Origin of the sequence: Plantactinospora sp. CA-290183 (assembly GCF_050936375.1) — a bacterium.
Classification (GTDB): Bacteria; Actinomycetota; Actinomycetes; order Mycobacteriales; family Micromonosporaceae; genus Plantactinospora.
Map to the genome: position 1 here is coordinate 63,598 of NZ_JBNJMX010000002.1, position 26,368 is coordinate 89,965.

Here is a 26,368-nt window from a genome sequence, read left to right on the forward strand (position 1 = left end):
GGCCCGGCTGACGGTCATGGACATTCCCCCGCCGGACGATCCCAGCGGGTACTTCGAAAAAATCAAGGAGTTCTTCAACCCCTGGCCCGAGGACAGTGAGAGCGTCGCGTTCTCGGCCGCGGACCGGATGGGCGACACGGGGCGCAGAGTCCTCCGAGCCCGTGGCGACCTCGACGGGTTGACGAGGCAGGTCCCCTCGGCCTGGACGGACCAGGTCGGGGGCTACTTCGCGGCGAGCATGCATCCGCACCTCGTGAACCACACGAACCTGGCGGAAGGGCTCGCCTTCGTCGAGAGGTACACCTGGCAGTACGGGCAGAACATCCGGGAACAGAAGATCGAGGTCCTGTACGAGATTGCCCGCAACGCGGGGTGGTACCTGTTTCTCCTGCCCTTTCCGGGCGGCCTTGCCGTTGGGCTCGCCGCCAAGGCGGCCGCGAAGTTGGCGGCATCGGCCGTACAGCGGGCGAACCAGCTCGCGTCGCTGGGAATCCGCGGTCTCCCGGGGAAGCTGGTCAGGGAGGGCGTCCAGGGGGGCGCCGGCGAGCTGGGGGACGACTCGGTCGTCAAGGGCATCAGCGCGGCGACCGGCACCCGTAACGGGGTCACCGGCCAGGAGTTGGCCACAGCAGGCCTCGCCGGCACCGTCGGGGAGTGGCTCAGCGACGGCCTCCGGCGGGGTGGTCTCGGCGGCGCGGCCGACCTCCTGAGGCAGGGCCTGGAGCGGACCGGCGCATCCGAGAGGGTCGCCCGCTACACGGCGGCCGGCCTCGAGTCGGGCATCAACCAGGGTGCCAGCTCGCCGGTCGCCGGCCACACCGCCCACAACCTCGTGACCGGCAACGTGGAGGCACTGACCGACCCCGGCAGCATCGGCCAGGCGCTGCTGAACGGCGGGGGCGGCTCCATGGTGCTGGGAACGATCGACGGCGCCAACCATCAGGTGGTCAGAGACCAGCTGATGCGGAAGTACCCGGAGGCGTTCGCTCCGCCGGGCGGGACGCCGGCCGGCGTCCCGCAGGGCACACCCGCCGGGGCCGGCCCCGATACGTCCGCCACGCCGACCGGCGGGAACGCTCCGGAAGGTCACCAGGCCACCACCCCACCCACCGACCAGAGCGCGGCGCCCCCCACCAACCAGGCGGCGCCCCCCACCAACCAGGCGGCGCCCCCCACCAACCAGGCGGCGCCGCCCACCAACCAGGGCGCGGCGCCGCCGGTGGGCGATGCCGGTTCCGTCGGGGCGGACACTCCCGGTCAGCAGCAGGGTGCGCCGTCCGCGACGGGCGGTGCGCCCCCGGTGGGTACCTCGGACACCGGCGTGCCGAACTCGGTGCCGAGCCAGAGCGGTACGACGGGGTCACCGCCCTCCGGCGGTGCGGGCCCGACATCGACCGAGGCCGTCGGCGATCCTGCGACCGGCGGGCCGGCTCATCCCCCCGGTGTTGAGGCCGGGCAACCGCAGACGAACGCCCCGGCTGGTGCCGCCGGGACCCCGGACGCCCCGGTGGGCGGCGGGCCGGAAAGCGGCGCCCCGGCCGGCGGTGTGCCGGAAAGCGGCGCGCCGGTGGGCGGTGTGCCGGAAAGCGGCGCTCCGCCGGATGGCGCATCGGCCGGCGGCGCTCCGGCGGGTGCTGCCCCGCCGGGCGGTCTGTCGGACGGGGCCGCTCCGCCCTCGGGCGCGGGGGCGGGAAACCCGGGCGCCCCGCCCGCGCAGCCGTACAGCACGGTGGGCCCGGCCGCGACCGGCGGAGCACCCCCAGCCCACACCGTCATCTCGCCCGGCCCAGCCGCGGCCGGTCCCGGCGCGCCGGTCGGCACCGCGCCGCCTGCCGCCAGCGGCCCGGCGACCAACCCCGGCGCCCCGGCCCCGGCCGCCGGCCCAGCGAACCCGCCGTCGACCGGCACACCGGCGGCCGGGCTCGTCGGGGTGGCCACCAACCCCGCCGCCCTGGGGGGCCGCCCCGGCCCGGACCGCAACGGCGCCGCCGAGGTTTCGCCGGAGCCGGCGCAGGACGGCGCCGACCGGCAGGCCGAGGCCGTCGCGGAGGGACCCGACCCGACGCCGCCCGGCCGGGACGACACGCAGGTGGTCGTCGCCGGTCCGACAGCCGCCGGGGCACTCGCGGCGGCGGCGCCGGCCGCCCCTCCCAGGGACACAGCGAATCCGGCGGCACCACGGACGGCGCCCACGCGCACCCGACTCTCCGGTCCGCCCGCTCCCGGCGGTCGCGCCGTCGGCGCGGAGACCACTCCGGCAGCCGTCGATCCCGGGCCGTCCGAGCGAGGCCAGTCGAGCGGCCCGCCGCACGTCGAGCCGATCGAGGCGGCGGAGCCGGGTGAGACGGGGCCGGAGAACACCGAGCCAGAGGCGATCGGGCCCAACGGCAACGTGCCGGAGGGGATCGGGCCGGACGGCAACACGCCGGAGCGACGGCCAGACGGGGCGCTGACCGGCAACGATCCGGACGCGCCGGAGCGGCCGGCGCCAGCGAACACCGCCCCGGACCGCGCGACGTTCAACGCGACACTCGACGAGGTGCTGCCGAGGCTGAGCCCCTGGTTCAGCAGCCTGGCGCGCGACGGCGACGCGCTCGTCGCGGTCACCACGGACGGCCGGCACGCCCGGTCGGTGCCGGCTGTGCTGGACCCCGCGGGACATCCGTCCACCGAGGCGTACCAGCGGGCGGTGGCCCGGGCCGTCCTGCACGAACTCTCCACCGGCGCCGTACGTCCCGCGGCCAGAGGGCCCCGGGTCGTCCGCGCGGCCCGTACGGAGGATTCCGGTGCGAGGCGGTTCCGCCTCGGTCGACGCCGGGGGGCGGAGCTCAGCTACGAGGGTCGCGCCCGGCGCGACGAGTTCCGCTTCCTCGCCGACGAGCACGACCGGTTGGGTGTCCTGCTTGAGGCCGACCTGGCCCGGCACGGGCTGCGCCGGGACCCGGACGGCAACTTCGTGCGGTCCGCCCCGCTCGACGGGCAGGACCCGCGCGGAGTGCTGGCCGGCGCCCTCGCCGCACGCGGGTTCAGCGGCAAGGACCTGCGTACCGAACTCTCCGGGCGGCTGCCCGAGGCGCGGGCCGTGTCACTGCGCGACGCCCTGGCGGACCTCCCGCCGGAGCGGGCGCGGCAGACGCTGGTCGACGAGGTCGGCGCCGTGCTGGACGACCTCGGCCGCTCGGCACCCGGCAGTGCGGCGTACCTCCTGGTCAGCGACACCAACGGCGGGCAGCGCGCCTACGCGTTGCTGGACCGGACGCAGGACGGTCGCCGCTTCGTCGTCGGCTACGACCCGCAGACCGGCCGGGAGGTGCCGCTCACCGACGGCGTACCGGACGCGGTGCCGCTCGACCAGTTTCTCGCCGCACAGCCCCCGGCGCGCGCCGAGGTGCTTCTCGCGCGCGGCCGCGCGATGCCCTGGAACGACCCGGGGGTGCCCGAGTCGGCGCGGGCGCTCTGGGCCGAGCTGCAGGCGGTCGAGGCGGAGGCGCACCAACTGGCGGAACCGTTCGGGCTCACCGAGGGACACGGCGCCGTCCGGCGACGGGCGGCCTTCGCCGAGCCGCTGAACGGCCGGCAGCGTGACTTCCTGGACCACCTCACCCTGCCGCACGCCGGGCCGCACGCGTCCACCGTCGTCAGGAACAGCCGGTACGCAGAGCTGGTCGCCGGGTCCTCGTCGGTCTCCGGTGAGCCGCTGGATGTCAAGCACTGGAAGCTCTGGCAGGCGCTGGAGGACCGGTGGCAGCGCGGCGGCGAGACCGGCCACGTCGCCCGGGGTGGGCTCTTCAGCCAGGGCATCGAGCCGTTGTCCCAGTACGTCGACCCGAACACGGGTGAGCTGGTGACCCGGGTGTTGGTGCACCGGTACGGCAACGAGCCGATGCCGGCGGAGATCCGGTTCGGGGATGTGGGTGCGGACTCGTCCGGGGCTAGGCGGCGGGCGACGGTTGAGCTTGTTCCGCTGGCGACGCGTGGTGGGGGCCCGGCCTTCGGTTACGGGTCCACCGCGCGGCGGCCGGCCACCGCGGAGCTGCACATCACGCTGGCCAACGAGCACCCGCTCGACGACGTACACACCATGTCCGAGGTCCACGCCACGCTGGAACACGAGATCGGCGAGGCCCAGACGTTGCTCTACCGCAACCGGGGCCGGGTGCCGCGCGAGACCGCACCGGAGGAGCACCAGCCGAACCTGCTGACCAAGGGGCCGTCGCTGTGGAACAGCGGGCTGCCGGAGCGGCTCAGCGCGCACGACGTCGGTGGTCTCGGTGACCTGGCGACCAAGGTGTTGCAGTATGTGGCCGCGGTCGATCCGGCCGAGCGGGACGCGCTCGCCCGGGACATCGTGGCCATCCGGCGTCACCTCGGTCTCGATCCGGATCGGGAGCCGCGGCAGGACGTCAAGCCTCGCTGGCGGCTCGTCAACGAAGACGTGAACATCAACGTCAAGAACCTGCCGCCGGCGGCCCGTCGGCACCTGGAGGGCCTGAGTCGGCCGGATTGGGAGCAGCGGCGGGCGCTCTACGACGTGGCCAACCATCTGACGGAGGAGCGCCGGGGCAGTCCTTTCCGGCGGGTGGAGGTCACGTCGGACGGGACGCTGGAGGTGACTCCTTCCCGACGCCCGGCCGCCACGGTCGAGCTGCGGGTGGAGGGTGCGCGGCTGCCCACACACGAGCTTTACGAGCTGGTTCGGGTGCCGGACGGCGTGCAGGTGGTGCGGGTGCCGCAGGCCCTGCTGGACGATCCCGCCCGCGCGGTCGGCGCGTTGGCGCCCGCGATCGTCGGTGCGATCCGGGAGGTCCAGGCCGCCGGGCGGTTGCGGGGCGGCCGGCGCGCGAAGGGCGTGATAGCGGAGCTGTCCCCGGAAGTCGAGGCGAAGGGTGGAAAGCCGCAGCTGGGGGCGCGGGCCGCGGGGCAGTGGGCGGCCGCGGAGGCGGCGGCCGTGCGGGCCGCGACCCTGATGAAGCGGCAGGAGCAGGCGGTCGACGAGCGCACCGCCGAGGCGCTGAAGGCGCTCGCCAACGCCGAGCGAACCCGCCTCCAGGAGGTCCTGGGCTCGGGCCTGGGCCTGCTGGAGGGGCAGGCCGGGTTCGCCGACCGGCGGCACACGATCGAGTCGTCGACCGCCGTGTCCAGGATGCGCCAGCGTCTGATGCGCCTGCAGGGGAAGAACCCGAAGCTGGACCCGATGGTCGCCGGGCTGCTGACCCCGCTGGTCCGAGCGAAGCCGGACCCGGACGCGGTGCTGGCGTCACTGCGCTCGCTGCTGCCGGTGAACCACAAGGCCGACCCGCTGCTGTCGCGGATCCTCCAGGGGGCCGGAGCGCGGGGCGTGCAGATGAGCCCGACGGAAGCCGTACTGGGGGTACAGCTTCAGGACGAGGACCAGCGTGTGTACCGGATCCCGGTGGACCTGGACCTGCCGGTCGGTCACGAGCGGGCCGCCGTGCTCTCGGCTGACGGGGACATGGTGCGGCTGCGGGTGCGTCCGGACGCGACCAGGGCCGCGCTCGCCGTGGACGTCGTCGCGGAGCTGGCGGTGTTCGCGCGGCGGCAGTCCGGCGACACCGATCCGCTGTCGCTTTACCTGGCCGCCACGGTGGCCAAGCTGAAGTTCCTCGACTCCTGGCACCGGGTCGCCGGCGCCCTCGCCGAACCGGCACTCGCGGCGCAGGCCAGAGCGGAGGCGCACGCCCTGCTCGGCACGCCCGATCCCTGGGGACCCCAGCAGAAGGCGCTCACGGAGGCCGCACTCGGCCTGGCATACCGGCTGGAGCAGGGCGGCCGGACTCCGGATTTCCCGGAGAGGCCCCTCACCGCACGTCCGGGCACCAGAAGCATCCCCCCGAGATGGATGTACTTCACCGGTCGCACCCAGGGCGGCGTGGTCGGCGGCGTTCTCGGCTGGCTCGGCGGGCTGGCCGGAGAGCGGGACCCGGGACTGGTGCTCGCGCAGGGCGCGGCCGGCCTGGTCGGCCAGGTGTCGCAGGCGTACGAGGACGGGGCGCTGCGGGACGTCCTGTACCGCGACGACGAAATCCGGGCGGCCCGCGAGGCCGTCGACCCCAGGCGGCCGGCGAGAGCGCCGTCCGACGGCAAGGCATCGAGCGGCGACGGCAAGCCGGACAAGGCGCCGACCGTGCCGAAGCCCGCCGCCTGGCCGTTCTTCCAGAAGCGAATCAACCCGACGCTGCTCTCCTCCAGCGCGACCAGTCTGATCACCCTCAGCCTCGGCAACGCCGGTCCGACAGGCGCGTTGGTCGGACCGGTCGGTCCACTTGCCAGCGGCCTGGCGTACGGCGCCGCGGACACGCTCGCGGAGCAACCCGAGCAGCAGGCGCGCAGGGACCGCGCTCACGCCCTGGGCGAGGATCCCGACAAGCAGCGCAACGCCGGGCTCGAGAGCGCGTACTACTACCTGCGCGAGCTGCGGGACCGGCTGGAGAGCGCGAAGCGGGCCGGCAACCTCGACGTGGTCATTCCCGCCCGGGAGCGCGAAGCGCTGGTGGCGGTGGGACATCAACTCCGGAAGGACCTCCTGAAGAGCTCCGAAGAGCTCAAGACGCTGGATCAGCAGGCCCGCGAGGAGCTCGCGCAACGACGCCGGTTGCTGCGGTTGCTGGGCAAGGGTGTTGTCGTCGGTTCAATCCGGCTGGCCAAGGCGGTCGCCGTCGACCTGCCCGTCGCGCTGGTACGCGGGCGTCGCGGCATCGCCCCGGCCGACGGCGGGGTGCCGCCCGGCCGGGCCCCCGACAGTCACTACATCGGCCGCATGTCGGCGGTGGGGTTCGCCGGCGCGGCCGGCAGCATCGTCACGTCGGCCATCGTCGAGCCGGCGGCCCTCGGCTTCGTGCTGATGGACCGGGCTGGGAGCGCCGCGGGTCACGCCGGAATCGGGCAGGGTTGGGCGTTGCACCGTGACGACGAGGTGGCCGACGAGAAGCCGCTTGCGGTGATCAACGCAGCCGTGCACAACCAGAAGGCGCTTTACCATCTCGAGGAGGTCCTCGCCCTCCTCGGCGATCCCGGCGCCGATCCGGCCAAGCTTCCCGCACCGGATTCCCTCCGGACCCCGCCCAGCGCGCACTTCGGGTCGGCGGCGCTGCTCAAGTACGGCCCGGCGGTGCCCCATCGGGTCGCGGCCGTGTTCGGCCTCGGCATCCCTCTCGGGCAGGGCGCCACGGCCGCAATGGCCGCCACCCTCGGCGTGGCAAGCCTGACCAGCCAGGCCATCAGCGAGTCGATGTTCCGTAAGCTCGCCGCCGGTGCGAAGCAGCGCCACCTCGAGGTCACGCGGTCCGAGCACGCCAGGCAGCTCGCCGCCACCCCGCAGGACCTGGCCGCCCTCGCCTCCGAGGCCGCGAAACTGGCCAAGCCGGTACACGGCGCGGCTGTCGACAGTGGTCGGGACCCGGACGACCGGGACTCCTCCGCCAGCCAGCCCCAGCCGCACGCGGCGACGGTCGTCGAGGGCACGCGGTATGCCGAGTTGGTTGCCAATCCTGCCGGGGATGCCGTGTCGCCGGAGGTGCGGCACCAGAAGCTGTGGGAGGTGTTGGAGCGGCGCTGGCAGGGCGGTGGGTTGAGCCGTCTGGCCCGGGGTGGGTTGTCCACCCGTGGTATTGAGCCGTTGGCACAGTTCACCGATCCGAGCACTGGTGAGTTGGTGACGCGGGTTCTGGTGCACCGGTACGGCAACGAGCCGATGCCGGCGGAGATCCGGTTCGGGGATGTGGGTGCGGACTCGTCCGGGGCTAGGCGGCGGGCGACGGTTGAGCTTGTTCCGCTGGCGACGCGTGGTGGGGGCCCGGCCTTCGGTTACGGGTCCACCGCGCGGCGGCCGGCCACCGCGGAGCTGCACATCACGCTGGCCAACGAGCACCCGCTCGACGACGTACACACCATGTCCGAGGTCCACGCCACGCTGGAACACGAGATCGGCGAGGCCCAGACGTTGCTCTACCGCAACCGGGGCCGGGTGCCGCGCGAGACCGCCCCGGAGCAGAAGCTGCCGAACACGCTGAGCTGGGGACCGAAGCTGTGGACCGACGACGCGAAGCGGCTCAGTGCCCACGATGTCGGTGGCTTCGGCGACCTGACGACGAAGGTGTTGCAGTACATCGCCGCGGTCGATCCGGCCGACCGGAAGGTCCTCGCCGCCGACATCGAGGCCCACCGTCGGCGCCTCGGTCTGGATCCGGAGGAGGACGGCCGGGACGCATGGCGCCGCTGGAAGCTGGTCCACGAGGAGATGGGCAGCAGCATCAAGAACCTGCCCCCGGCGGCGCGGCGGCACCTGGAGGGGCTGCGCCACCCGGGTTGGTCGAAGCGGCGGGCACTGTACGACGCGGTCAACTATCTGGCCGAGGAGCACCGGGGCGGGCCCTTCCGGCGGGTCGAGGTCACGCCGGTCGGGACGGTGCTGGTGAACACCGGGCGGCGTCCCGGAAGCGCGTTCGAGATGTCGGTCTATGGCGCAGACCTGCCCGCCCGGGTGCCCTACCGGATCGAACGGGAGGCGGCCGGTAGCTGGATCGTGAACGTTCCCCAGGACCTGCTGGCCGATCCCAACCTCGCGGTCGGCGGGCTCAGCAGTGCGATCGTCGGCGCGGCCCGGGAGATCCAGACCGCCGGGCGGCTCCGCGGCGCCCGGCACGCCAAGAACGTCCTGCCGGCGCTGTCGCCGGCAACCCGGGTCAATGGCGCGGAGCCGCGGCTGGGCAGACACGCCGCGGGACAGTGGGCCGCCGCCGAGGCCGCGGCCGTGCGGGCCGCCGGGCTGATGAAGCAGCAGGAGCAGGCGGCCGACGAGCGCACCGCCGCCGCGCTGAAGGCGCTGGCCGCCGCCGAGCGGGACCGCCTGCAGGAGGTCCTGGGTGGAATGGCCCTGCTGGAGGGGCAGGCCGGGTTCGCCGACCGGCGAAACGCGATCGAGTCGTCGACCGCCGTGTCCAGGATGCGCGAGCGCCTGATGCGCCTGCAGGGGAAGAACCCGAAGCTGGACCCGGTGGTTTCCGGACTGTTGACCCCGCCGGTCCGGGCGGAGTCGGATCCGGACGCGGTGCTGGCGTCACTGCGCTCGCTGCTGCCGGTGAACCACAAGGCGGATCCGCTGCTGTCGAGAATCCTCCGGGGGGCCGGGGCGCGGGGCGTGCAGATGAGCCCGACGGAAGCCGTACTGCGGGTTCAGCTGCAAGACGAGGACCAGCGTGTGTACCGGATCCCGGTGGACCTGGACCTGCCGGTCGGTCACGAGCGGGCCGTCGTGCTCTCGACTGACGGGGACATGGTGCGGCTGCGGGTACGCCCGGACGCCACCAGGGCTTTTCTCGCGGTGGGCGTCGTCGAGGAGATGGCCAGGTTCGTCAGGCTGCAGTCCGGCGACAGTGACCCGCTCTCGATCTATCTCGCCGTCACCGTGGCCAAGCTGAAGTTCCTCGACGCCTGGCATCGGGTCGCCGGGGGCCTGGCCGTACCGGCGCTCGCGGCCCAGGTCAGGTCCGAGGTGGCGGCGCTCGACGAGGTGCTGCCCATGTGGCGCAGCCACGAGCAGATGCGGATCGCCCAGGCCGCCGGGCACCTCGCCGACCGGCTGGAGAAGGGGAGGTGGGATCCCCGACGCGCCGAGGAGAAGCTGGTGACCGCGCGCCCGGCCACCAGGGACATCCCACCGAGGTGGATGTACTTCATGGGTCGCGGCCAGGGCGGCGTGGTCAGCGGCGTTCTCGGCTGGCTCGGCGGCCTCGCCGGGGACCGGGACCCGGGGTTGGTGTTCGCGCAGGGCGCGGCCGGCCTGGTCGGCCAGGTGTCGCAGGCGTACGAGGACGGGGCGCTGCGGGACGTCCTGTACCGCGACGACGAGGTGCGGGCGGCCCGGCTGGCCGTCGACCCCGGGCCGCGGGCAAAAGCGTCGCCCGACGGCAAGGCATCCGGCGGCGGCAAGCCGGACAGGGCGCCGATCGTGCCCAAGTCCTCGCCCTGGCCGTTCTTCCAGAAGCGGCTCAAGCCGACGCTGCTCTCTTCCGGCGCCACCAGTCTGATCACCCTCGGCCTGGGCAACGCCGGTCCGGCGGGCGCGCTGGTCGGACCGGTTGGTCCCATCGCCAGCGGCGTGACGTACGCCATCGCGGACACGGTCGCGGAGCAACCCGAGCAGCAGGCGCGCAGGGACCGCGCTCACGCCCTGGGCGAGGACCCCGACAAGCAGCGTGACGCCGGACTGGAGAGCGCGTACTACTACCTGCGCGAGCTGCGGGACCGGCTGGAGAGCGCGAAGCGGGCCGGCCACCTCGACGTGGCCATTCCCGAGAGGGAGCGCGAAGCGCTGCTGGCGGCGGGACACCAGCTCCGGAAGGATCTCCTGGCCAGCCTCAGCGGGCTTGAGACGCCGGAGCGGCAGGCCCGCGAGGAGCTCGCGCAACGGCGCCAGGTGCTGCGGTTGCTGGGCAAGGGTGTCGTCGTCGGGTCACTCCGGCTGGCCAAGGCGGTCGCCGTCGACCTGCCCGTCGCGCTGGTACGCGGGCGTGGCGGCATCGCCCCGGCCGAGGGCGAGGTGCCACCCGGCCGGGCCCCCGACGGCCACTACATCGGCCGCATGGCAGCGGTGGGGTTCGCTGGCGCGGCCGGCAGCATCGTCACGTCGGCCATCGTCGAGCCGGCGGCCCTCGGATTCGTGGTGATGGACCGCGCCGGCAGCGCCGTGGGTCACGCCGGAATCGGGCAGGGCTGGGCGATCCAGCGCGACCTCGAGGTGCTGGAGGGGAAGACGATCGCGGTGATCAACGCGGCCGTGCAGAACCGGAAGGCGCTCTACCACGTCGAGGAGATTCTCGGCTTCCTCGGCGATCCCGGCGCCAATCCGGCCAGGTTCCCCGCACCGGATTCCCTCCGGACCCCGCCCAGTGCGCACTTCCTGTCGGTGGCGCTGCTCAAGTACGGCCCGGCGGTGCCCTACCGGGTCGGGACCGTGTTCGGCCTGGGCCTTCCTCTCGGGCAGGGCGCCACGGCCGCAATGGCCGCCGCCCTCGGTGCCGCGAGCCTGGCCAGCCAGGCGGTCGGCGAGGCGTGGTTCCGTAAGCTCGCCGCCGGCGCGAAGCAGCGCCACCTGGAGCTCACGCGATCCGCACACGCCCAGCAGCTCGCCGCCACCCCACGGGACCTGGCCGCCCTCGCCGTCGAGGCCGCGAAACTGGCCAACAGGGGGAACGCGGCTGCCGGCCGGGGTGGAGCGGCCCCGGACTCCTCCACCAACCCCACGCCACCGGATGCGCCGACGGTGGTCGAGGGCAGCCGGTCCGTCGAGTCCGCCGCCAATCCCCCGGCGAACGCCCCGTCCCGACGCGGTGAGCACCAGAAGCTGTGGGAGGTGCTGGAGAAGCGCTGGCAGCGAGGCGGCGTCGGCCGCCTGGCCCGGGGCGGGATCTTCGGCCGCGGCGTCGAGCCGCTGGCCCAGCACACCGATCCGAAGACAGCCGAGTTGGTGACCCGGGTTCTGGTGCACCGGCACGGCGGCGAGCCGATGCCCGCCGAGATCCGCATCGGGCCGGTCGGCACGGATTCCACCGGCGCCCGGCGGCGGGTGACGAGCGAGCTGATTCCGCTCGCGAGGCGCGGCGGGGGGCCGGCCTTCGGCTACGGCTCGACGGCGCGGCGGCCCTCGGCGGCGCAGCTGAACATCACCCTGGCCGACGGACATCCCCTCGACAGCGAGCTGTACGCCGCCCTGGACGAGGAGATCGGCAAGGCCCAGACGTTGCTGGACCGCAGCCGGGGGCGGGTGCCGGCCGGGGGCATCCCGGAGCAGGACCAGCCGGACCTGCTGGCCAGGGGACCGGGGGTGTGGAAGCGAGACGCGTCGGAGCGCCTCAGCGCCCGCGACGTCGGCGGTGTCGGCCGTCTGACGACCAAGCTCCTGCAGTACGTGGCCGCCGTGGACCCGGCCGAGCGGGAGACTCTCGCCAGGGACATCGAGGCGCAGCGCCGACAGCTCGGTCTCGACCCGGACCGAGAGCTCCGGCAGGACTTGCGCCTCCGCTGGAGGCTCATCCACGGAAAGATCGACGTGAAGGCCCTGCCGCCGGCCGCCCGGCGGCACCTGGAAGGGCTGCGCCATCCCGAGTGGGCGCAGCGGCGGGCACTCTACGACGCGGCCACCTATCTGATGGAAGAGCACCCTGGTCGCCTCTTCCGGCGGGTCGAGGTCACCCGGAGCGGGACGCTGCAGGTGACCCCCCGAGCCATTCGCACCGGCCGCACGGTCGAGCTGAGGGTGGAGGGTGCGCGGCTGCCCGCGCACCAACTCTACGAACTGACCCGGTCGCCGGACGGCGACATGGTCGTGCGGGTACCCCGGGCCCTGCTGGACGGTCCGGGGCGCCCGGTCGGCGCGCTGGCTCCCGCGATCGTCGGCGCGGTCCGCGAGGTCCAGATCGCCGAGCGGCTCCGGTCCGGCCGGCGGCACCGGTTCGGCCGGCACGCGGCGGAGGTGGTGGCGGAGCTCTCCCCGGACGTCGAGGTGACGGCTTTGAAGCCCCACCTGGGCGAGCGCGCCGCCGGACAGTGGGCGGCCACGGAGGCGACGGCGGCGCTGGCCGCCACCCTGATCAAGCAGCAGGAGCGGGCGGTCGACGAGCGGACCGCCGCCGCGCTGAAGGCGCTCGCCGACGCCGAGCGGGCCCGCCTGCGGCAGGTCCTCGGCGGCTTGGGCCTGCTGGAGGGGACCGACGGGTTCGTCTACCGGCGGCACGCGGTCGAGCTGTCGATGACCGCCAAGGCGCGCAACCGCCTCGACCCGGTGGTGTCGGACCTGCTGAACCCGCCGGTCCGGGCGACATCGGACCCGGAGGCGGTGATGGCGACGCTGCGTTCACTGCTGCCGATGGGGGCCGACACCGACCCGTTGCTGTCACGCATCGTGGCGGAGGCCGGGGGGCGCGGCATGCAGATGTCCGAGAACGCGCCCCTGCTGCGGTTCCAGCTCGCCAACGACGTGCGGCGGGTGTTCCTGGTGGAGGTCACCACGGACCTGCCCACCAACCACGAGCGGTTCGCGGAGCTGTCGGACGAGGGGGGCGTCCTCCGGCTGCGGTTGCGCCCGGACGCCACCCGGCACGTTCTCGGCGCGGACGCGGCGGCGGCGCTGGTCAAGGCCGTCCGGCGGGCCGCGGGCGACCACGACCCCGCGAGTCTGTACCTCGAATCCACGGTTGCCAGGCTGAAGTACCTGGACTCCTGGCATCGGACCAGCGGGGAACTGGTCAAGCCGCACATCGCCGCCCAGGTCAGGTCGATGGCGTACGGGCTGCTCGACGTGCCCGACCCCTGGGCGACCCGGGAGCGGGCCGACATCACGGAGGGGGCGCTCGAGCTGGCCGCCCGGCTGACGCAGGGGGGCCGGACGCGGGGGCGGATCGAGAGGCCGGTCACCGCACCTCCGCCCAGCCGGGCCGCCCCGCCCTGGTGGATGTACCACGGGGGTCGGCTGGTCGACGCGGTGGTCAGCGGCTGGTCCACCCTGGAAACCGGCCAGATGGCCGGTCGGAATCCGGTGGTGCTCGCCGGACAGGTCGCGGCGGTCGGCGTCACCGGCGTGACACAGGGTTGGCAGGATGCGTGGCTACAGGGGAACCTGCAGCGGAAGATGGAGGAGAAGGCCGCTCGGGACGCGCTGGCAATCAAGGCGACGGCCGCCGACGCCGACGATCCCGAGGGGCGGTGGATCGTGCCTCGTGCCCACGCCCGACCGTTCATGCAGAAGCGCGGCGTCCCCCTGGTGTCGGCCTCGGGCGTCTCCGGTGGCGTCATGTGGGTCCACGGCGACAACGGCGCGCTCGGTTTCTTCGCCGGTCTGGCGACCCCGGTGCTCTACGGCACCGCGTTCGGCGCCACGGACCACCACGCGGAGCGCCCCGAAATGCTGGCGAACGAGGAACTCAAGCGCCATCGTGCCGGGCTGCCCGACGAGGCGCGCGCCGCGGCGCTGACCGACCTCGACTACTACGCGGCCGAGCTGCGCAACCGGATCGGCGAGTTGGTGGATACCGGGCGGCTCGACGAGGCGCTGCCCGAGCCGGAGCGCGAGGCGCTCCTCGACAACCTGCACAAGCTCAGGCAGGAGCTGAGGGAGAGCGCCGCAGAGATCCATCGGCTGGACCAGGAGGCCCGCGCGGAGATCGCGGCGCGGCGCCGACTTGCCCGGCTGCTCTGGAGAGGTCCCATCACGGGGCTGTTCCACCTGGCCGGAACGTTGGCCTCGGGGGCGGCCAGCCTGGTGGGTCGCGGCTTCAAGGGTGATCCGCCGGTGGGCCGGACCTCCGACCTCTACAACGTGGGCCGCCTGGGCATACCGTACTCCGCCGGCGCCTCCGGCAACCTGCTCGTGACGGTCGCGCTCGACCCGGCGTCCATCCCGTTCGTGCTCATGACCGGCATCGCCAGCAGCACCGCCGGCGCGGCTCTCGGACAGGGCGGGGCGATGCAGCGGGACAGCGAAATCGCCGACGAGCTTGCGTTCGCGCGGATTGACGCGGCCGACCACCACCGGAACGCGCAATACCACATTGAGCACCTGCTCAAGCAGTTGGGCGACGACAGCGCCGACCCGTCCGTACTGCCGAAGCCGGGCTCCGTGAAGCGTCCGCCCGCCGTGCACACCGCCTCGATCCTGTTGGAGAGGCATGGCGGCGCGATCAGCGGCCGGGTGGCCGGTACGGGGATCAGCGGCACGCTCCTGCTGCCGCACGATCCCAGGATGGTCTGGATCACCGCCGGAGCGCAGGCCCTCACCCAGCTCATGGACGGCATGGGGCAGGTGACGTTCCACAAGCCCGCCGCCTGGTGGGGCCGTCGCCACCAGCGCATCATGCGGGAGGCGCACGCCGCGCAGCTCGCCGTGGACCCGCACGGGTTCGTCAGACTCATGGAGAGGGCTGCCGAGGCCGCGAACCAGGCCGCGACGAAGGACCCTGCCCCTCGGACCAGCAGCGCGGACCCGGACTCGGCCCCCCCAGCGACCTCCGGCAACGACGGCGCGCTCTTCAGAAAGGCCGAACCGGCTACGTCCGGCCAGAAAACACGAATGAGTCGTCGGAATGTTTTCGAAGTCGCGAGAAAATATGGCATCGACATGTCGGATGTGCGGTTCAAAGTGCGGCGCTGGGGGATGCCAAGGGGCGCTAGCGGGCAAACCTGGCCGGATGGGTTGATCGAACTGGGCCCGCGCGCCTTCAAGAACGAGGTTGAACTGGCGAGGACTCTCGTGCACGAGAAGTTCCACGTGTGGCAGTCGCGCCGGGGCGATTCATGGCCGCAAACTAGCCGGCAGGAGGAGGCCTGGGAAGAGGAGGCATACAGACACGAGAGGCTCTGGTGGGCCGCGCACCCCCACAACCCGGCGAACTGGGGGAAGAGTGAACCGGTCAGGTCCGGGAGGTTACCAATGGATATGGAGACGGTCCAAGAGGTCGCAATTCTATATGGCATCCCCCATCACTGGAAACTGAATATCAGACTGCACCACGACGAGGGCCCGCCAGGAGTCTCCGGATTGTTCCAAGCGAATAAAACCGTCGTACTGTTCGAGGATGCCTTCGAAAGCGAGGGCGAACTGGCGAAGACGATCCTGTTCAACAGACTCCTCCTGGCGGATCTGGAGCGGGGGTATCCATTCGAAGAGGTTGCGTCCTTCGTGCCGGACGCAAACGCACAGGTGAAGGCTTGGTGGGCTAAGCACCGCCGCAATCCCGCCAACCAGCCAGGCGGCGGAGAGGACATCGGCGCCGAGGCGCGGCCGGGAGACGCCCGGCAGCCCGGGCACGACGAGGCACCATCCCAGCGGCCGAGGCGACCGATCCCTCCTGGCTCCCTGGTCTATCCTCCTGGGGCGGCGGCGGGAACGCCGACTGAGGGCGGGGCCGGGACGTCCGATAAGGTGCCGGGTTCTCCTACCCAGCTCTTCAGAAAGAGCGAACCGGCCCCGTCCGACCCCAGGGTAACAATGAGCATGGGGGCTGTCCGTAATGTCGCAAGTCGATATGGCATTCCGGACCACTGGGAGATGAATTTCAGACTGCGCCGTGACGACGGCCCGCCAGGAATCTCGGATACGATCCAAGAGAATGGAATCGTCGTACTGTTCCAGGATGCCTTCGAAAGCGAGGCCAGACTGGCGAAGACGATCGCGTTCAACAGGCTCCTCCTGTGGGAGCTGGATCGCGGCGTTCCAATCGAGGAGCTTGCGCGGAGGGAGGCAACCGCACAGGTGGAAACCTGGTGGGCTAAGCACCGCCGCAATCCCGCCAACCACCCGGGCGGCCGGGGGGAGCAGCCCGGGCACGACCACCGTCCAGACCGCGAGCAGCGAAGTTGAGAAGGCGTACCATACGCAGTCGTCACGACGGCCGCCCTACTAGATCGGCACAATCGCGATGAACACCTCCGAATCGTCCGACCGGGTATCCGGACCGGGACAGTGGCCAGAACAGCGAGCCTCGTCCGAGGCGTGGTACGACGCGTACGGAGAGGCCTACTCCGCGCTACCCGGGCGCTCCGACCTCCGCTGCCCCAACTGCGGGCACCGGGCGCTCCGGATCGTCTTCACCGGGCATGTCGAGGACCGGGTCGGCTACGCCTCCTTCTGGTGTGACAACTGCCGCTACGGCATCCACATCTCGCGGGTCTCGGTGCCGGACGGCGTCGAGATCCTGCCGCTGGGCGAGTCGGCCGAGCGGCGCCGTCGCGTGGTACCCGACTACCGAATCGTCCCGCCGCCAGACCGTGACGACGTGGATCCGATGAGCGAGGTAGGGGAAGACATGCTGGTGGCCCGGTCGTCCGAGGAATGCCACCTCTACATGGAGCTGCATCCCTGCGAGTGCGGGGAGGAGTTCTTCGAGTGGTCCCGGCACCACCTGGAGGAGCGGCCCGACCATCCGCGCGTCTCGGTCTACGAGGGCACCTGCGCCCGGTGCGGCCGGGAGCGGCGGTTCGAGTTCGAGGTCCCGGCCGTGTCGCCCGAGCCCGGCCGGTACGGCGACGACGGGCCCTCGCGGATCATCGACCCCGGCGAGTTCCTGGTGTCGAGCCGGCAGTTCGCCGGGAACGTTCCGCCGGACCCGGGCGACCTCGCCGTGTCGGAACTCGGCTACGCGTACAACGCGATCGACCTCGCCGTCGCGGGAGTCGAGGAGACGCTCAAGTTCGTGCCGCCGGGCGCCGAAGCCGTGCCGCCGGAGGCGTTCACCTCGGAGCTGGGCCGCAAGACGTACGACGCCGACCCGGACGCCTTCACCCGCGACCGGCTCGAACGCACGCTGGCCGAATACATCGCCGTCCGGGACCCGTACGCGGCGGTGCTCGAGGAGTGACGACCCGACCCGGGGCGCGCACCGGCGTCACGGAAACCTCATGTTCGCTGTCCGATCGTGGTCCAGTGGCGCGGACGCGCCGTCCGGCCCGACGGACAGAGTGAGGACCGGTGCTATCTCCCCTGGTGATGGCCACGCAGGCCACGACCGTTGACACCATCGCAGCCCGCCCGCCGACCCCCGAGCCGACGGCAGCAGCCCGGTCCGGGCGCGGGCCGGCGGAGTGGAGGAGGCGCCGTGAGCGCCGCTGACCAGGCCGCCGCGCCGGTTCCCGGCAGCGTCACCCCGAACCGGGTGGCCGCACCGGCGGCGGTCGGCCACACCGGCTCCGCCGCGCCGGTACGGGTCGCCTCGGCCGGCGCGCGCTTCACGGTGGCCGCGGCCCGCCAGGCGGCCGCCGGAACCACCCGGCCGGCCCCGCAGGCCCGGTCGGTCGCCGTCCCCCGGACGCCTCCGGTACGCCCCCCGGAGCACACGGTGCTCCCCGCCGCGCCCGCGCCGCCCGCCGAGGCGGACGGCGGCGGCGGGCTCAAGGAACTCCTCGGGCGCATCGACCTGGTCCAGGTCGTCTGCTGGCAGGCCGCCGTGCTGGCGGTGGTACTCACCGCCCGGCAGTCGTTGCCGGTGCTCGTCGGCGCGGTGCTCGGCGCGGCGGCGCTGATCGTGCTGACCACCGTACGGATCGACGGTCGCCGCCTCTACGAGCAGGGCGGTCTGGGCCTCGCCTATCTGTGCCGCAGCCGGCGGTGGGATCTGCCGGAGGACGCCGGAAAGACCCCGGCGTTGCTGGACCTGCTGGTGCCGGGCTGCACGGTGCGGGCGATCGAGACCGGGCACGGTCCGGCCATGGCGACCAGCCACCGCGGCGGGCTGACCGCGCTGCTCCGCCTCGGCGACGGGGACGCCGACCCTGCCCACCGACTGCCCGCACCGGCGGCGCTGCTGGAGCTCCTCGACGGGCGGCAGCGCGACGTGGGGGTACAGGCGGTCTACCACGCCGGAGTGCGTCGGGACGGGCCGATCAAGGTGTGGCTGGCGGTGCAGGCCGCCCGCGGTGTCGGGGCGTCGGGCGACGGCGAACTGGCGCTGGTGCTGCGCAACGCCCTGCGCCGGCTGCGGCACGCCCTCGACCGGGTGGGCATACCGATCGAGCCGCTGACCGAGGAGGTCGCGCTCGCCACGGTCGCCGGGCTGGCCCACGTCACGGGCGGCCGTAACAGGGTTCGGGAGGACTGGCGGTACTGGCACACCGGAGGTGTCCGCCAGGCCACCTTCCGGCTGCAGGGGTGGCACCGGCTCGCCGATCCGCAGGCCAGCGCGCTGCTCTCCGACCTCTTCGGGGTCGCCACCGTGGCCGTCACGGTGACGGTCGCCGCCCGTCCCGGGGCCGACGGGCCGCGGGTGGAGTCCGTGCTGCGGATCGCCGCGACCAGCGAGGCCGCGATCGAGACCGCGGGCGCCGCGCTGGCGGCCCGCGCCGCCGCCCGCGGCATCGGCCTCGTCCGACTCAACGGCACGCATTCCCGCAGCGTGGCCGCGTCGCTGCCGATCGGAGTGTTCCTGTCATGAACGCACCCACCGTGGACAACGGTCCGAGCGCCGCCGGCCGGCCGGCGACCGGCGGGGTCACCCGTACGCTGCTGGTCGCGCCGGGGCGGCACGGCGCGTACCCGACGATCGGCGACGCGCTGCGCGACGCGCCGGACGGCGGCGTCATCCTGGTCGCCGACGGGAGCTACCCGGAGACGTTCGAGCTGATCGACCGCCTGTTGACGATACGGGCCTGCGAGGGCGCGACGGTGGTGCTGGACGGCACCGGCGGCGACTGGCCGGTGCTGGACGTGCGGGGCGGGTCGCTGCGCCTGGAAGGGCTGGAGGTGCGCGGCACCGTCGCCGCCGTCAAGGTCGAGAACACCGACCTGACCGTGGAGCGGTGCGCGATCAGCGCCCGGGTGGGTCCGGCGATCAGCGTGCACGGCTGCCCTCGGTTCGAGGTGCGCCGGTGCGCGGTCTCCGGCTCCGTCCAGGGCATCGTGGTGGAGAGTTCGTCCGGACGCATCGACGACAGCACCGTGGACGACGTGGCCAGTGACGGGGTGGTGGTCGGTCTCGGTGCCGATCCGGAGATCCGCAACTGCGTCATCTCCGGCTGCGGGCAGCGCGGGATGTACATCTACCAGTACGCCCGGCCGCTCGTCGAGGGCTGCGAGATCTCCCGTACGACCGGCGCGGGGATCGTGGTGGCGCACCAGAGCCGCCCGACGCTGCGCCGCACCCGGGTGCACGACGTGCAGGGCGTCGGCATCGCGTTCGGCCCCGGCTGCGCCGGCTCGGTGGAGGAGTGCCCGGTGGACAACACCGCCGAACCGGGTATCCAGCTCGCCCCGGGTGCCAACCCGGACGTGGTGGAGCCGGCGCGGCGGCAGACCGTCACGGGTGACGCCGGGCTCGACGACCTGCTCGCAGACCTGGACGGCATGGTGGGCCTGGCCGCGGTGAAGGCGGAGGTCCGGGCGCTGGTGGACGAGATCCAGGTCAACGAGTGGCGCCGCAAGGCGGGGCTCTCCGTCGGCGGCGTCAGCCACCACCTGATCTTCGCCGGCGCCCCCGGTACCGGTAAGACGACCGTGGCCCGCACCTACGGGCAGCTGCTCAAGGCGCTCGGTGTGCTCACCCGGGGGCAGTTCCGCGAGGTCTCCCGGCGTGACCTGGTCGGCCAGTACATCGGACACACCGCGGAGAAGACCTCGGTGGTGTTCGAGGCGGCCAAGGGCGGCGTGCTCTTCATCGACGAGGCGTACACGCTCTCCCGGCAGGCCGGCTCCGGCGACTTCGGTCAGGAGGCGATCGACACCCTGGTCAAGCTGATGGAGGACCACCGGGACGAGGTCGCGGTGATCGTCGCCGGATACACCAGCGAGATGAACGACTTCCTGGCCGCCAACCCCGGTCTGGCGTCCCGGTTCTCCAAGACGATCGAGTTCGAGAACTACACCCCGGAGGACCTGCTCCAGATCATGCGCAGGATGATCGCCGACGGCGACTACCTGATGGACGACGCGGCGTATCCGGTGCTGCTGGACCACTTCGGCCGGATAGCCCGGGATCCCAACTTCGGCAACGCCCGGGACGCCCGGCGGCTCTTCGAGGGGGTCCGCAAGGCGCAGTCGCAGCGGCTGCGCGCGCTCGGCCGGATGCCGGACGTGGCCGAGTTGCGCACGGTGACCGCCGACGACGTGCGGGCGGCGAGCGTCTGACCGCGCCCGGCCGGTCGCCCCGGTCGCCCCGGTCGTTCCGGTCGACGCCGGCCGGAACGGCGAGCAGGGCCGACCGTTCGTCGCATCGATCGACCGCCTGCCGAGGGAAACATGCACAGGTCCCCAGCAGCCGGTATGGTCCGGGCCTATGGGACAGGAGACCACGAACGTCGCCGATATCCAGCAGGACGTGGCCAGGTACTCCGTACGCAGCACCCTCCGTGTCCCGGCGTCGGCCGACCGCGCCTTCGCGGTCTTCACCGACCGGATGGCGGACTGGTGGGTGAAGGAGTACACCTGGTCCGGTCCGCGGTCGCTGGCCGACATCGGCATCGAGCCCGGCATCGGCGGGATGGCGTACGAGATCGGGCCGCACGGGTTCCGCTCCGACTGGGGTCGGGTGCTGGACTGGCAGCCGCCGCGCCGGCTGCTGTTCAGCTGGCAGATCGGGCCGGACCGGGTGCCGGTGCCCGACCCGGAGGAGGCCAGCGAGATCGAGGTCGAGTTCACCGCCGAGGCGGACGGCGGCACCAGGGTCACCCTGGAGCACCGCGACTTCGACCGGCACGGTGAGGCCGCCGAGGGATACCGCGAGGCGCTCACCGCCGGCTGGCACGAGCTGCTGACCCGGTACGCGACGGCGGTCGGCGCCGACTAGCGGCGCTCCCGCCGCTCAGTGCCGCCGCCCCGGAGGTGGTCGTCGCCGCCCGGTTGCAGCCGCTCCAGATCGGCGCCGACGCCGACCAGCCACACCTCCACGTCGACCAGGTTCAGCGCCGTCGAGCGGGGCTCACCGGCGGCCAGCACCGCCCGCACCCGTTCCGGGATGTCCGGCGACGGCGGCGTCCAGGCCGGCTGGCGGAGCCGGCCGATGCGCAGTTGGCGGGCCAGGTCGCCGTACCGGCGGCGGAGCCGCTGGGCGAGTTCGAGCAGCGGGTCGGCCGCGTCGGCGACGGTGGTCAGCCGGGTCCGGGTGCCGTGCCGGAGCCGGATCTCGGCCCCCCGGAGCATGTGGTGGCCGGCCTCCAGCGCGGCCTGCCAGTCCAGCGGCGGCAGCTTCGGGTCGTGCCGCTCCGACTGGTACTCCAGGAACGAGGCGTCCGCCAGCGCCCCGGCCCGCCGGGCCGTCTCCAGTACGCCGAGCCGGGCGGGCTGGCCGGCGAGGGCCCGTACGCTCGCCTCGGTCGCGACGGCGCTCGCCTCCAGATAACTGGCCATCGCCAGGCGCAGCTCACCGCCGCCGCCCTTGGGCCAGATCAGCACCCCGGCGAGCACCCCGACCGCCGCCCCGATCGCGACGTCCAGCAGCCGGGCCCCGGCGAGCTGCACGTTGGCCGGGCCGGACTGGGCGAAGACCAGGATGAACAGCACCGTGAAGAAGCTCTGCTCGATCACCTGGCCGAGCAACGGACCGATGGTGAAGGTGAGCACCAGGGCGACCGGCAGGGCCACCAGGCCGATCTGGGACATGCCCCCGGCGGTCAGCAGCAGACTGCCGGCGGCGGCGCCGAGCAGCGTGCCGAGCACCACGGGCCGCAGCGCGGTACGGGTCTCCACGGCGGAGGTGCGCACCAGGGTGAGGATCGCCAGCAGTACCCAGAAACCGTGGTTGAGGTGCAGGTAACCGGCGATCAGCCGGGCCGCCGCCAGCGCCAGGGCGACCCGCAGCGCCCCCTGGAAGTAGATCGAGCGGGGCGTCAGGTGCAGTCGGAACCGCCGCCAGTAGAGCGCGGGCGTCGACCAGCTCGCGTACCAGAAATCGTCCAGGCCCGGCGAGCCGGGCGCCCGCCGGGCCGCCGAGAGCCCGACGGCGATCCGGGCGGTCATGCCGAAGCCGCCCGCCTCGTCGGCGATGTGCAGGGCGAAGACGTCCCGCCGCAACCGGTCGGTCTCGCCGTCTCCGCCCGCCACCGGGTCCGCCGGGCGGTCGTGCAGGTGGGCCATCCGGCCGGTCAGCCCGTCCAGGTCGGCGAGGGTGACCGGCGGGCTCCCGCCGGCCAGGGTGCGGGCCGCGTCCCGGACGAGGGCGGCGGCCCGGCCCAGCAGCCCGGCCGCGTCCGCGTCGGGGTGTGCCGGCACCCTTGAGAGCCGGTGTACGTGGTTCAGCATCTGCCGCAGCAGCACGCACCCCTCGCGCAGCGCGCGGTCGCGGGCATCCGCGGCCGTCGGCCGCTGCTGCGGCGGCAGCCGCGACATGTCCACCCCGTCCAGCGCCCGGTTGGCCTCCGCCCACCGCCGCGCCAACTCGTCCCGGTCGACCGTCCCGCCGGCCGGCAGCGCGGTGACGAGTTCCAGGTACCCGGCCACCACCCGGGCCGCTCCGGCGAGCCGTTCCGGGTAGCTGGGCGGGGTCGGGCCCGGCCAGAGCAGCAGCTCGGCCAGGATCAGCAGGACGACGCCGAGTGTGACGCCGGCGAGCCGGTCCGGCAGGCTGTTCAGCGCGTACGGCGGGAACGACGCGGCGATGTAGAACAGTTGCAGCCCGGTGGCGAGCCCGACCATCCGCGGCCCACCGACCCCGGCGAACGGGACCAGGAATCCCACCACCAGCATGCCGGCCACCGCCGCGCCGGTGTTCACCGCCAGCACCGAGCCGGCGGTGACCAGGAGCCAGGCGAAGGGCAGCGCGGCCAGCAGCGTACGGGCCCGGGCCGCCGGGCTGACCGGCAGTTTGGAGATGAAGCCGGTGGCGATCGCGCCGAACAGCGTGTAGAGCGCCAACACCTGGTTGCCGAGCAGATACTGGCCGCCGAACAGGCCGGCGGCGGCCACCAGGGTCAGCCGTGCCCCCCGGCGTAGTTGCCGGTAGCCCGGATCCCGCCGACCCAGCCACGCCAGCACGCCAGTTCCGGTCATGGTCCCCTCTGCCGCCGCCCGCCCAGGCGGGTCCTCAAGGGGGGAACGCGGATCCGGCGGCCGGCGTTACGCGGCGGGCCGCGCGGGACCGCGCCGGCGCCGTCAGGCCGGCGACAGCGGCTCGGGTCGACCGGACCGCAGGCGGGTGCCGCCGAGGTCGGCCCGGTGGCCGGCCGCCGCGCCCTGCTCCAGGCCACCGCCGACCAGGCGGCGGGGTGCCGCCGTACGCAGTCGCGGGTAGGTCTCGGCGAGCCGCCGCTCGACCCGGGCGGAGCGGTCGGCGAGCACCACCGCCACCGACGGTCCCGGGGTCGGGGGTGGGGCGGAGGCGGCGGCCTCCTCGGTGTGGCGCAACCGGACGGCCACCGCCCCGGCGAACCCGGCCAGCCAGGAGCGGCGGAACGCGGCCGGGTGCTCCCCGGCCGGTACCGGCGCCGCCGCCAACCCCTGCGCGGCCTGCACCAGCAGCGAGGTGAAGAGCACCTCCACCCGCTCCAGATCACTGGCGAAGCCGAACAGGTGCACCACGAAGCCGTTGCCGTCCCGGCGGCGCACCGAGCGGCAGCGCAGGGCGGCGGCGACCCCGGCGAGGAGTCCGGCCTTGTCCAGCGCGTACGGCGCGGGCAGCTCGACGACCCGGTCACCCACCGGGTCGCTGGCCGGATCGCGGGCGGCGAGCAGTGCCCGGTCCACCCCGTACCGGGCGATCAGCTCGGCCGCCTTGGCGGTGAACGCCTCGGCCTCGGCCGCCGTACAGGCCGGGTCCTCGGCCTTGGCCAGCAGCTTCCGGACCTTGCCGAGCATCGCGTCGGACATGCACCAGAGCTATCACAGCCGGCGGGTCACCGGTGCGGACGGCACCCCCGGGGCAGCCGCCGGGCAGACCTGCAAAGATAGCCGTCGATGAAGAACCGTACCGGTGCGAACGGGTCATCCGGCCCGGTGCCGCAGCGTCGCCACGGCGGAGCCGGCGAGGGTGAGCAGACAGTCCGGCAGTTGCCCGTCGGCGAGCGCCGCGCCGAAGAGCGCGGTGCCGGTCGCGGTGTCGGAGTTGGCGTACGCGCTGACGAACCGGGCCACCCAGCGGGCGTCGTAGCCCGCCTCCTCGATGCCCGGGAAGTCCAGCGTCCAGGCGCCGCGCGGCACCCGGTCGCCGACCATCGTCGCGGCGAGACACCAGGCCACCTCGTACGCTCCGGCCACCCCGGAGCGGTCGACCACGGCGTCGAAGGCCCCGACCACGGCGTCGCTGTCACCCGCCAGAGCGGACCTGAGCACCTCGTTGGCGTCGTCGCGCGTCTCCCGGGGAACCTCCGTCACGTGCGGAAGGGTATGCCGCCGGGTCAAGCCTGGTACGACAAAACGCCCGAGGAACAGATATCCCCACCCATATCCGCCGGTGCCGCCGAGCCGCCCCGCGACCGCGGTCACGACCCCCGGGCGGGGCGCGCTAGTGTGCGCAACGGACCTTCGGGGAGGAAGGACGACCCCATGCTCGTATCACGCGGCCCGCGACGCCGGGCAGCCCTGGCCGCCGCCTGCGCCACACTCCTGCTGGGTGCCGCCGCCTGCGGTAGCGAGGAGGAGCCCTCGGAGTCCCAGCCGAGCCAGGTACGCCTCTACGGTACCGACGGCAACATGCAGAACTCCTTCGCCAAGGAGTTCCGGGGCCGGGACGGCCTGCTCAAGGGAATGAAGGGCACCACACCCCTCACCCCGCTCTCCGAGAACTTCAAGAGCCGGCTGGCGCGCGTCGACTCCAAGCTCTCCGACTTCCTCTACGCCGGTGAGGCGTACGACGCGGTCGTGATCAGTGTGATCGCCGCCCAGCTCGCCGGCTCCACCGCACCCGCCGACATCGCCAGGCAGATCATCGGGGTCACCACCGGCGGTGAGCGCTGCGAGTCGGCCGCGGACTGCCTGGAGCTGGCCCGCGCCGGCACCGACCTCGCCTACCGGGGTGTCTCGCTCAACCGGGGCGGGTTCACCGACGCCGGCGAGCCCTCCACGGCGAGCTACGCCACCCTGCACTTCGGGATGGACGAGCAACTCGACACCGGCAAGACCGAGTTCCTCGGCGCCGGTGACGAGTCGGCCGCCAGCGTCAAGAAGCCCCCCGCCGCCAAGCGGGAGACCGCGGCGGTCCGCCGGGACAGCGGCGCGCCGCTGAAGCTGGGCGGGCTGCTGCCGCGCACCGGTGACCTCGCGCTGGCGTACCCGCCACTGGTGGCCGGGACGGGGCTGGCGATCAGCGAGATCAACGCCGCCGGCGGGGTGCTCGGCGAGGACGTGGTCTGGGTGGACGGCGACGACGGGACCAACCCGGCGACCGCCAAGGCGACCGTGGCGAGGCACATCGCCGAGGGCGTACACGTCATCATCGGCGCCGGGGCGTCCGGCATCTCCCGCGCCGTGCTGCCCGACGTGGTGGCCGCCGGCCTGGTGCTCTTCTCCCCCAGCAACACCGACGCCGGGTTGAGCACCGTCGACGACAAGGGCCTCTACTTCCGCACCGCCCCGTCGGACATCCTCCAGGGGCGGGCGCTGGCCGACATGATCCTGCGGGACGGACCGCACCGGATCGCGCTGGTCGCCCGGAAGGACTCGTACGGCGAGGGCCTGCAGAGCAACGTCCGGGCCGAGTTGGAACGGGCCGGACACGGCGCGGACCAGGTGAAGCTCTTCACCTACGAGCCGCCGCCGAACCCGGACTCGCCACCGGTCGACTTCTCCGCCAGCGCCCGGGAGATCAAGGACTTCGGTGCCGACGCGGTGCTGGTGATCGGCTTCGGCGAGTCGGCGAAGGTGATCGAGGCCCTCGTGGCGGCCGGCGTGGACCTGGCGCAGTGAACCGGCGAGGTGGGTCGCCGGCGGTGAATTCGCGAC

At 73.3% G+C, this 26,368-nt stretch carries 9 protein-coding genes; 6 read left to right on the plus strand and 3 right to left on the minus strand.

The annotated features are described in order from the left end of the window. Nucleotides 1-16: 16 nt before the first annotated feature. From ACQEUR_RS05205 to ACQEUR_RS05225, 5 genes are all read left to right on the plus strand, one after another. Nucleotides 17-16,372, plus strand: a complete 16,356-nt coding sequence (locus ACQEUR_RS05205; protein ID WP_433026159.1) for a hypothetical protein — start codon at nt 17-19, stop codon at nt 16,370-16,372. A gap of 58 nt (nt 16,373-16,430) precedes the next feature. Continuing rightward, nucleotides 16,431-17,369, plus strand: coding sequence for a hypothetical protein (locus ACQEUR_RS05210; protein WP_433026162.1), 939 nt, complete (start codon nt 16,431-16,433; stop codon nt 17,367-17,369). 237 nt (nt 17,370-17,606) lie between these two features. After that, entirely contained in the window at nt 17,607-18,938 is a 1,332-nt protein-coding gene (locus ACQEUR_RS05215) for a type VII secretion protein EccE (protein ID WP_433026165.1), read from the plus strand. Next, the gene (locus ACQEUR_RS05220; protein ID WP_433026168.1) at nt 18,935-20,626 is read left to right on the plus strand and encodes a right-handed parallel beta-helix repeat-containing protein; all 1,692 of its coding nucleotides are present in this window, start codon (nt 18,935-18,937) and stop codon (nt 20,624-20,626) included. Before ACQEUR_RS05215 ends, ACQEUR_RS05220 begins: the two co-directional genes overlap by 4 nt. A 148-nt stretch (nt 20,627-20,774) precedes the next feature. Further along, nucleotides 20,775-21,284 carry an SRPBCC family protein gene (locus ACQEUR_RS05225; RefSeq protein WP_433026171.1) on the plus strand — a complete coding sequence of 170 codons (510 nt, stop codon included), beginning with the start codon at nt 20,775-20,777 and terminating at the stop codon, nt 21,282-21,284. Here the strand turns inward: ACQEUR_RS05225 and ACQEUR_RS05230 are convergent. The 3 genes from ACQEUR_RS05230 to ACQEUR_RS05240 form a co-directional block, all read right to left on the minus strand. Beyond that, complete coding sequence (locus tag ACQEUR_RS05230) at nt 21,281-23,482, minus strand: FUSC family protein (RefSeq protein WP_433026174.1); 2,202 nt, start codon at nt 23,480-23,482, stop codon at nt 21,281-21,283. The two genes, ACQEUR_RS05225 and ACQEUR_RS05230, sit on opposite strands and share 4 nt — an antisense overlap. 102 nt (nt 23,483-23,584) lie before the next feature. Continuing rightward, nucleotides 23,585-24,298 carry a DUF2786 domain-containing protein gene (locus tag ACQEUR_RS05235; protein ID WP_433026176.1) on the minus strand — a complete coding sequence of 238 codons (714 nt, stop codon included), beginning with the start codon at nt 24,296-24,298 and terminating at the stop codon, nt 23,585-23,587. Nucleotides 24,299-24,412: 114 nt separating this feature from the next. After that, a complete protein-coding gene (locus ACQEUR_RS05240; RefSeq protein ID WP_433026179.1) occupies nt 24,413-24,802 on the minus strand; it encodes a hypothetical protein in 390 nt (129 codons plus the stop codon). Nucleotides 24,803-24,973: 171 nt separating this feature from the next. On the opposite strand from ACQEUR_RS05240, the gene ACQEUR_RS05245 reads away from it, so the two are divergent. Beyond that, nucleotides 24,974-26,332, plus strand: coding sequence for an ABC transporter substrate-binding protein (locus ACQEUR_RS05245; protein WP_433026182.1), 1,359 nt, complete (start codon nt 24,974-24,976; stop codon nt 26,330-26,332). The last annotated feature ends 36 nt before the right edge of the window (nt 26,333-26,368 follow it).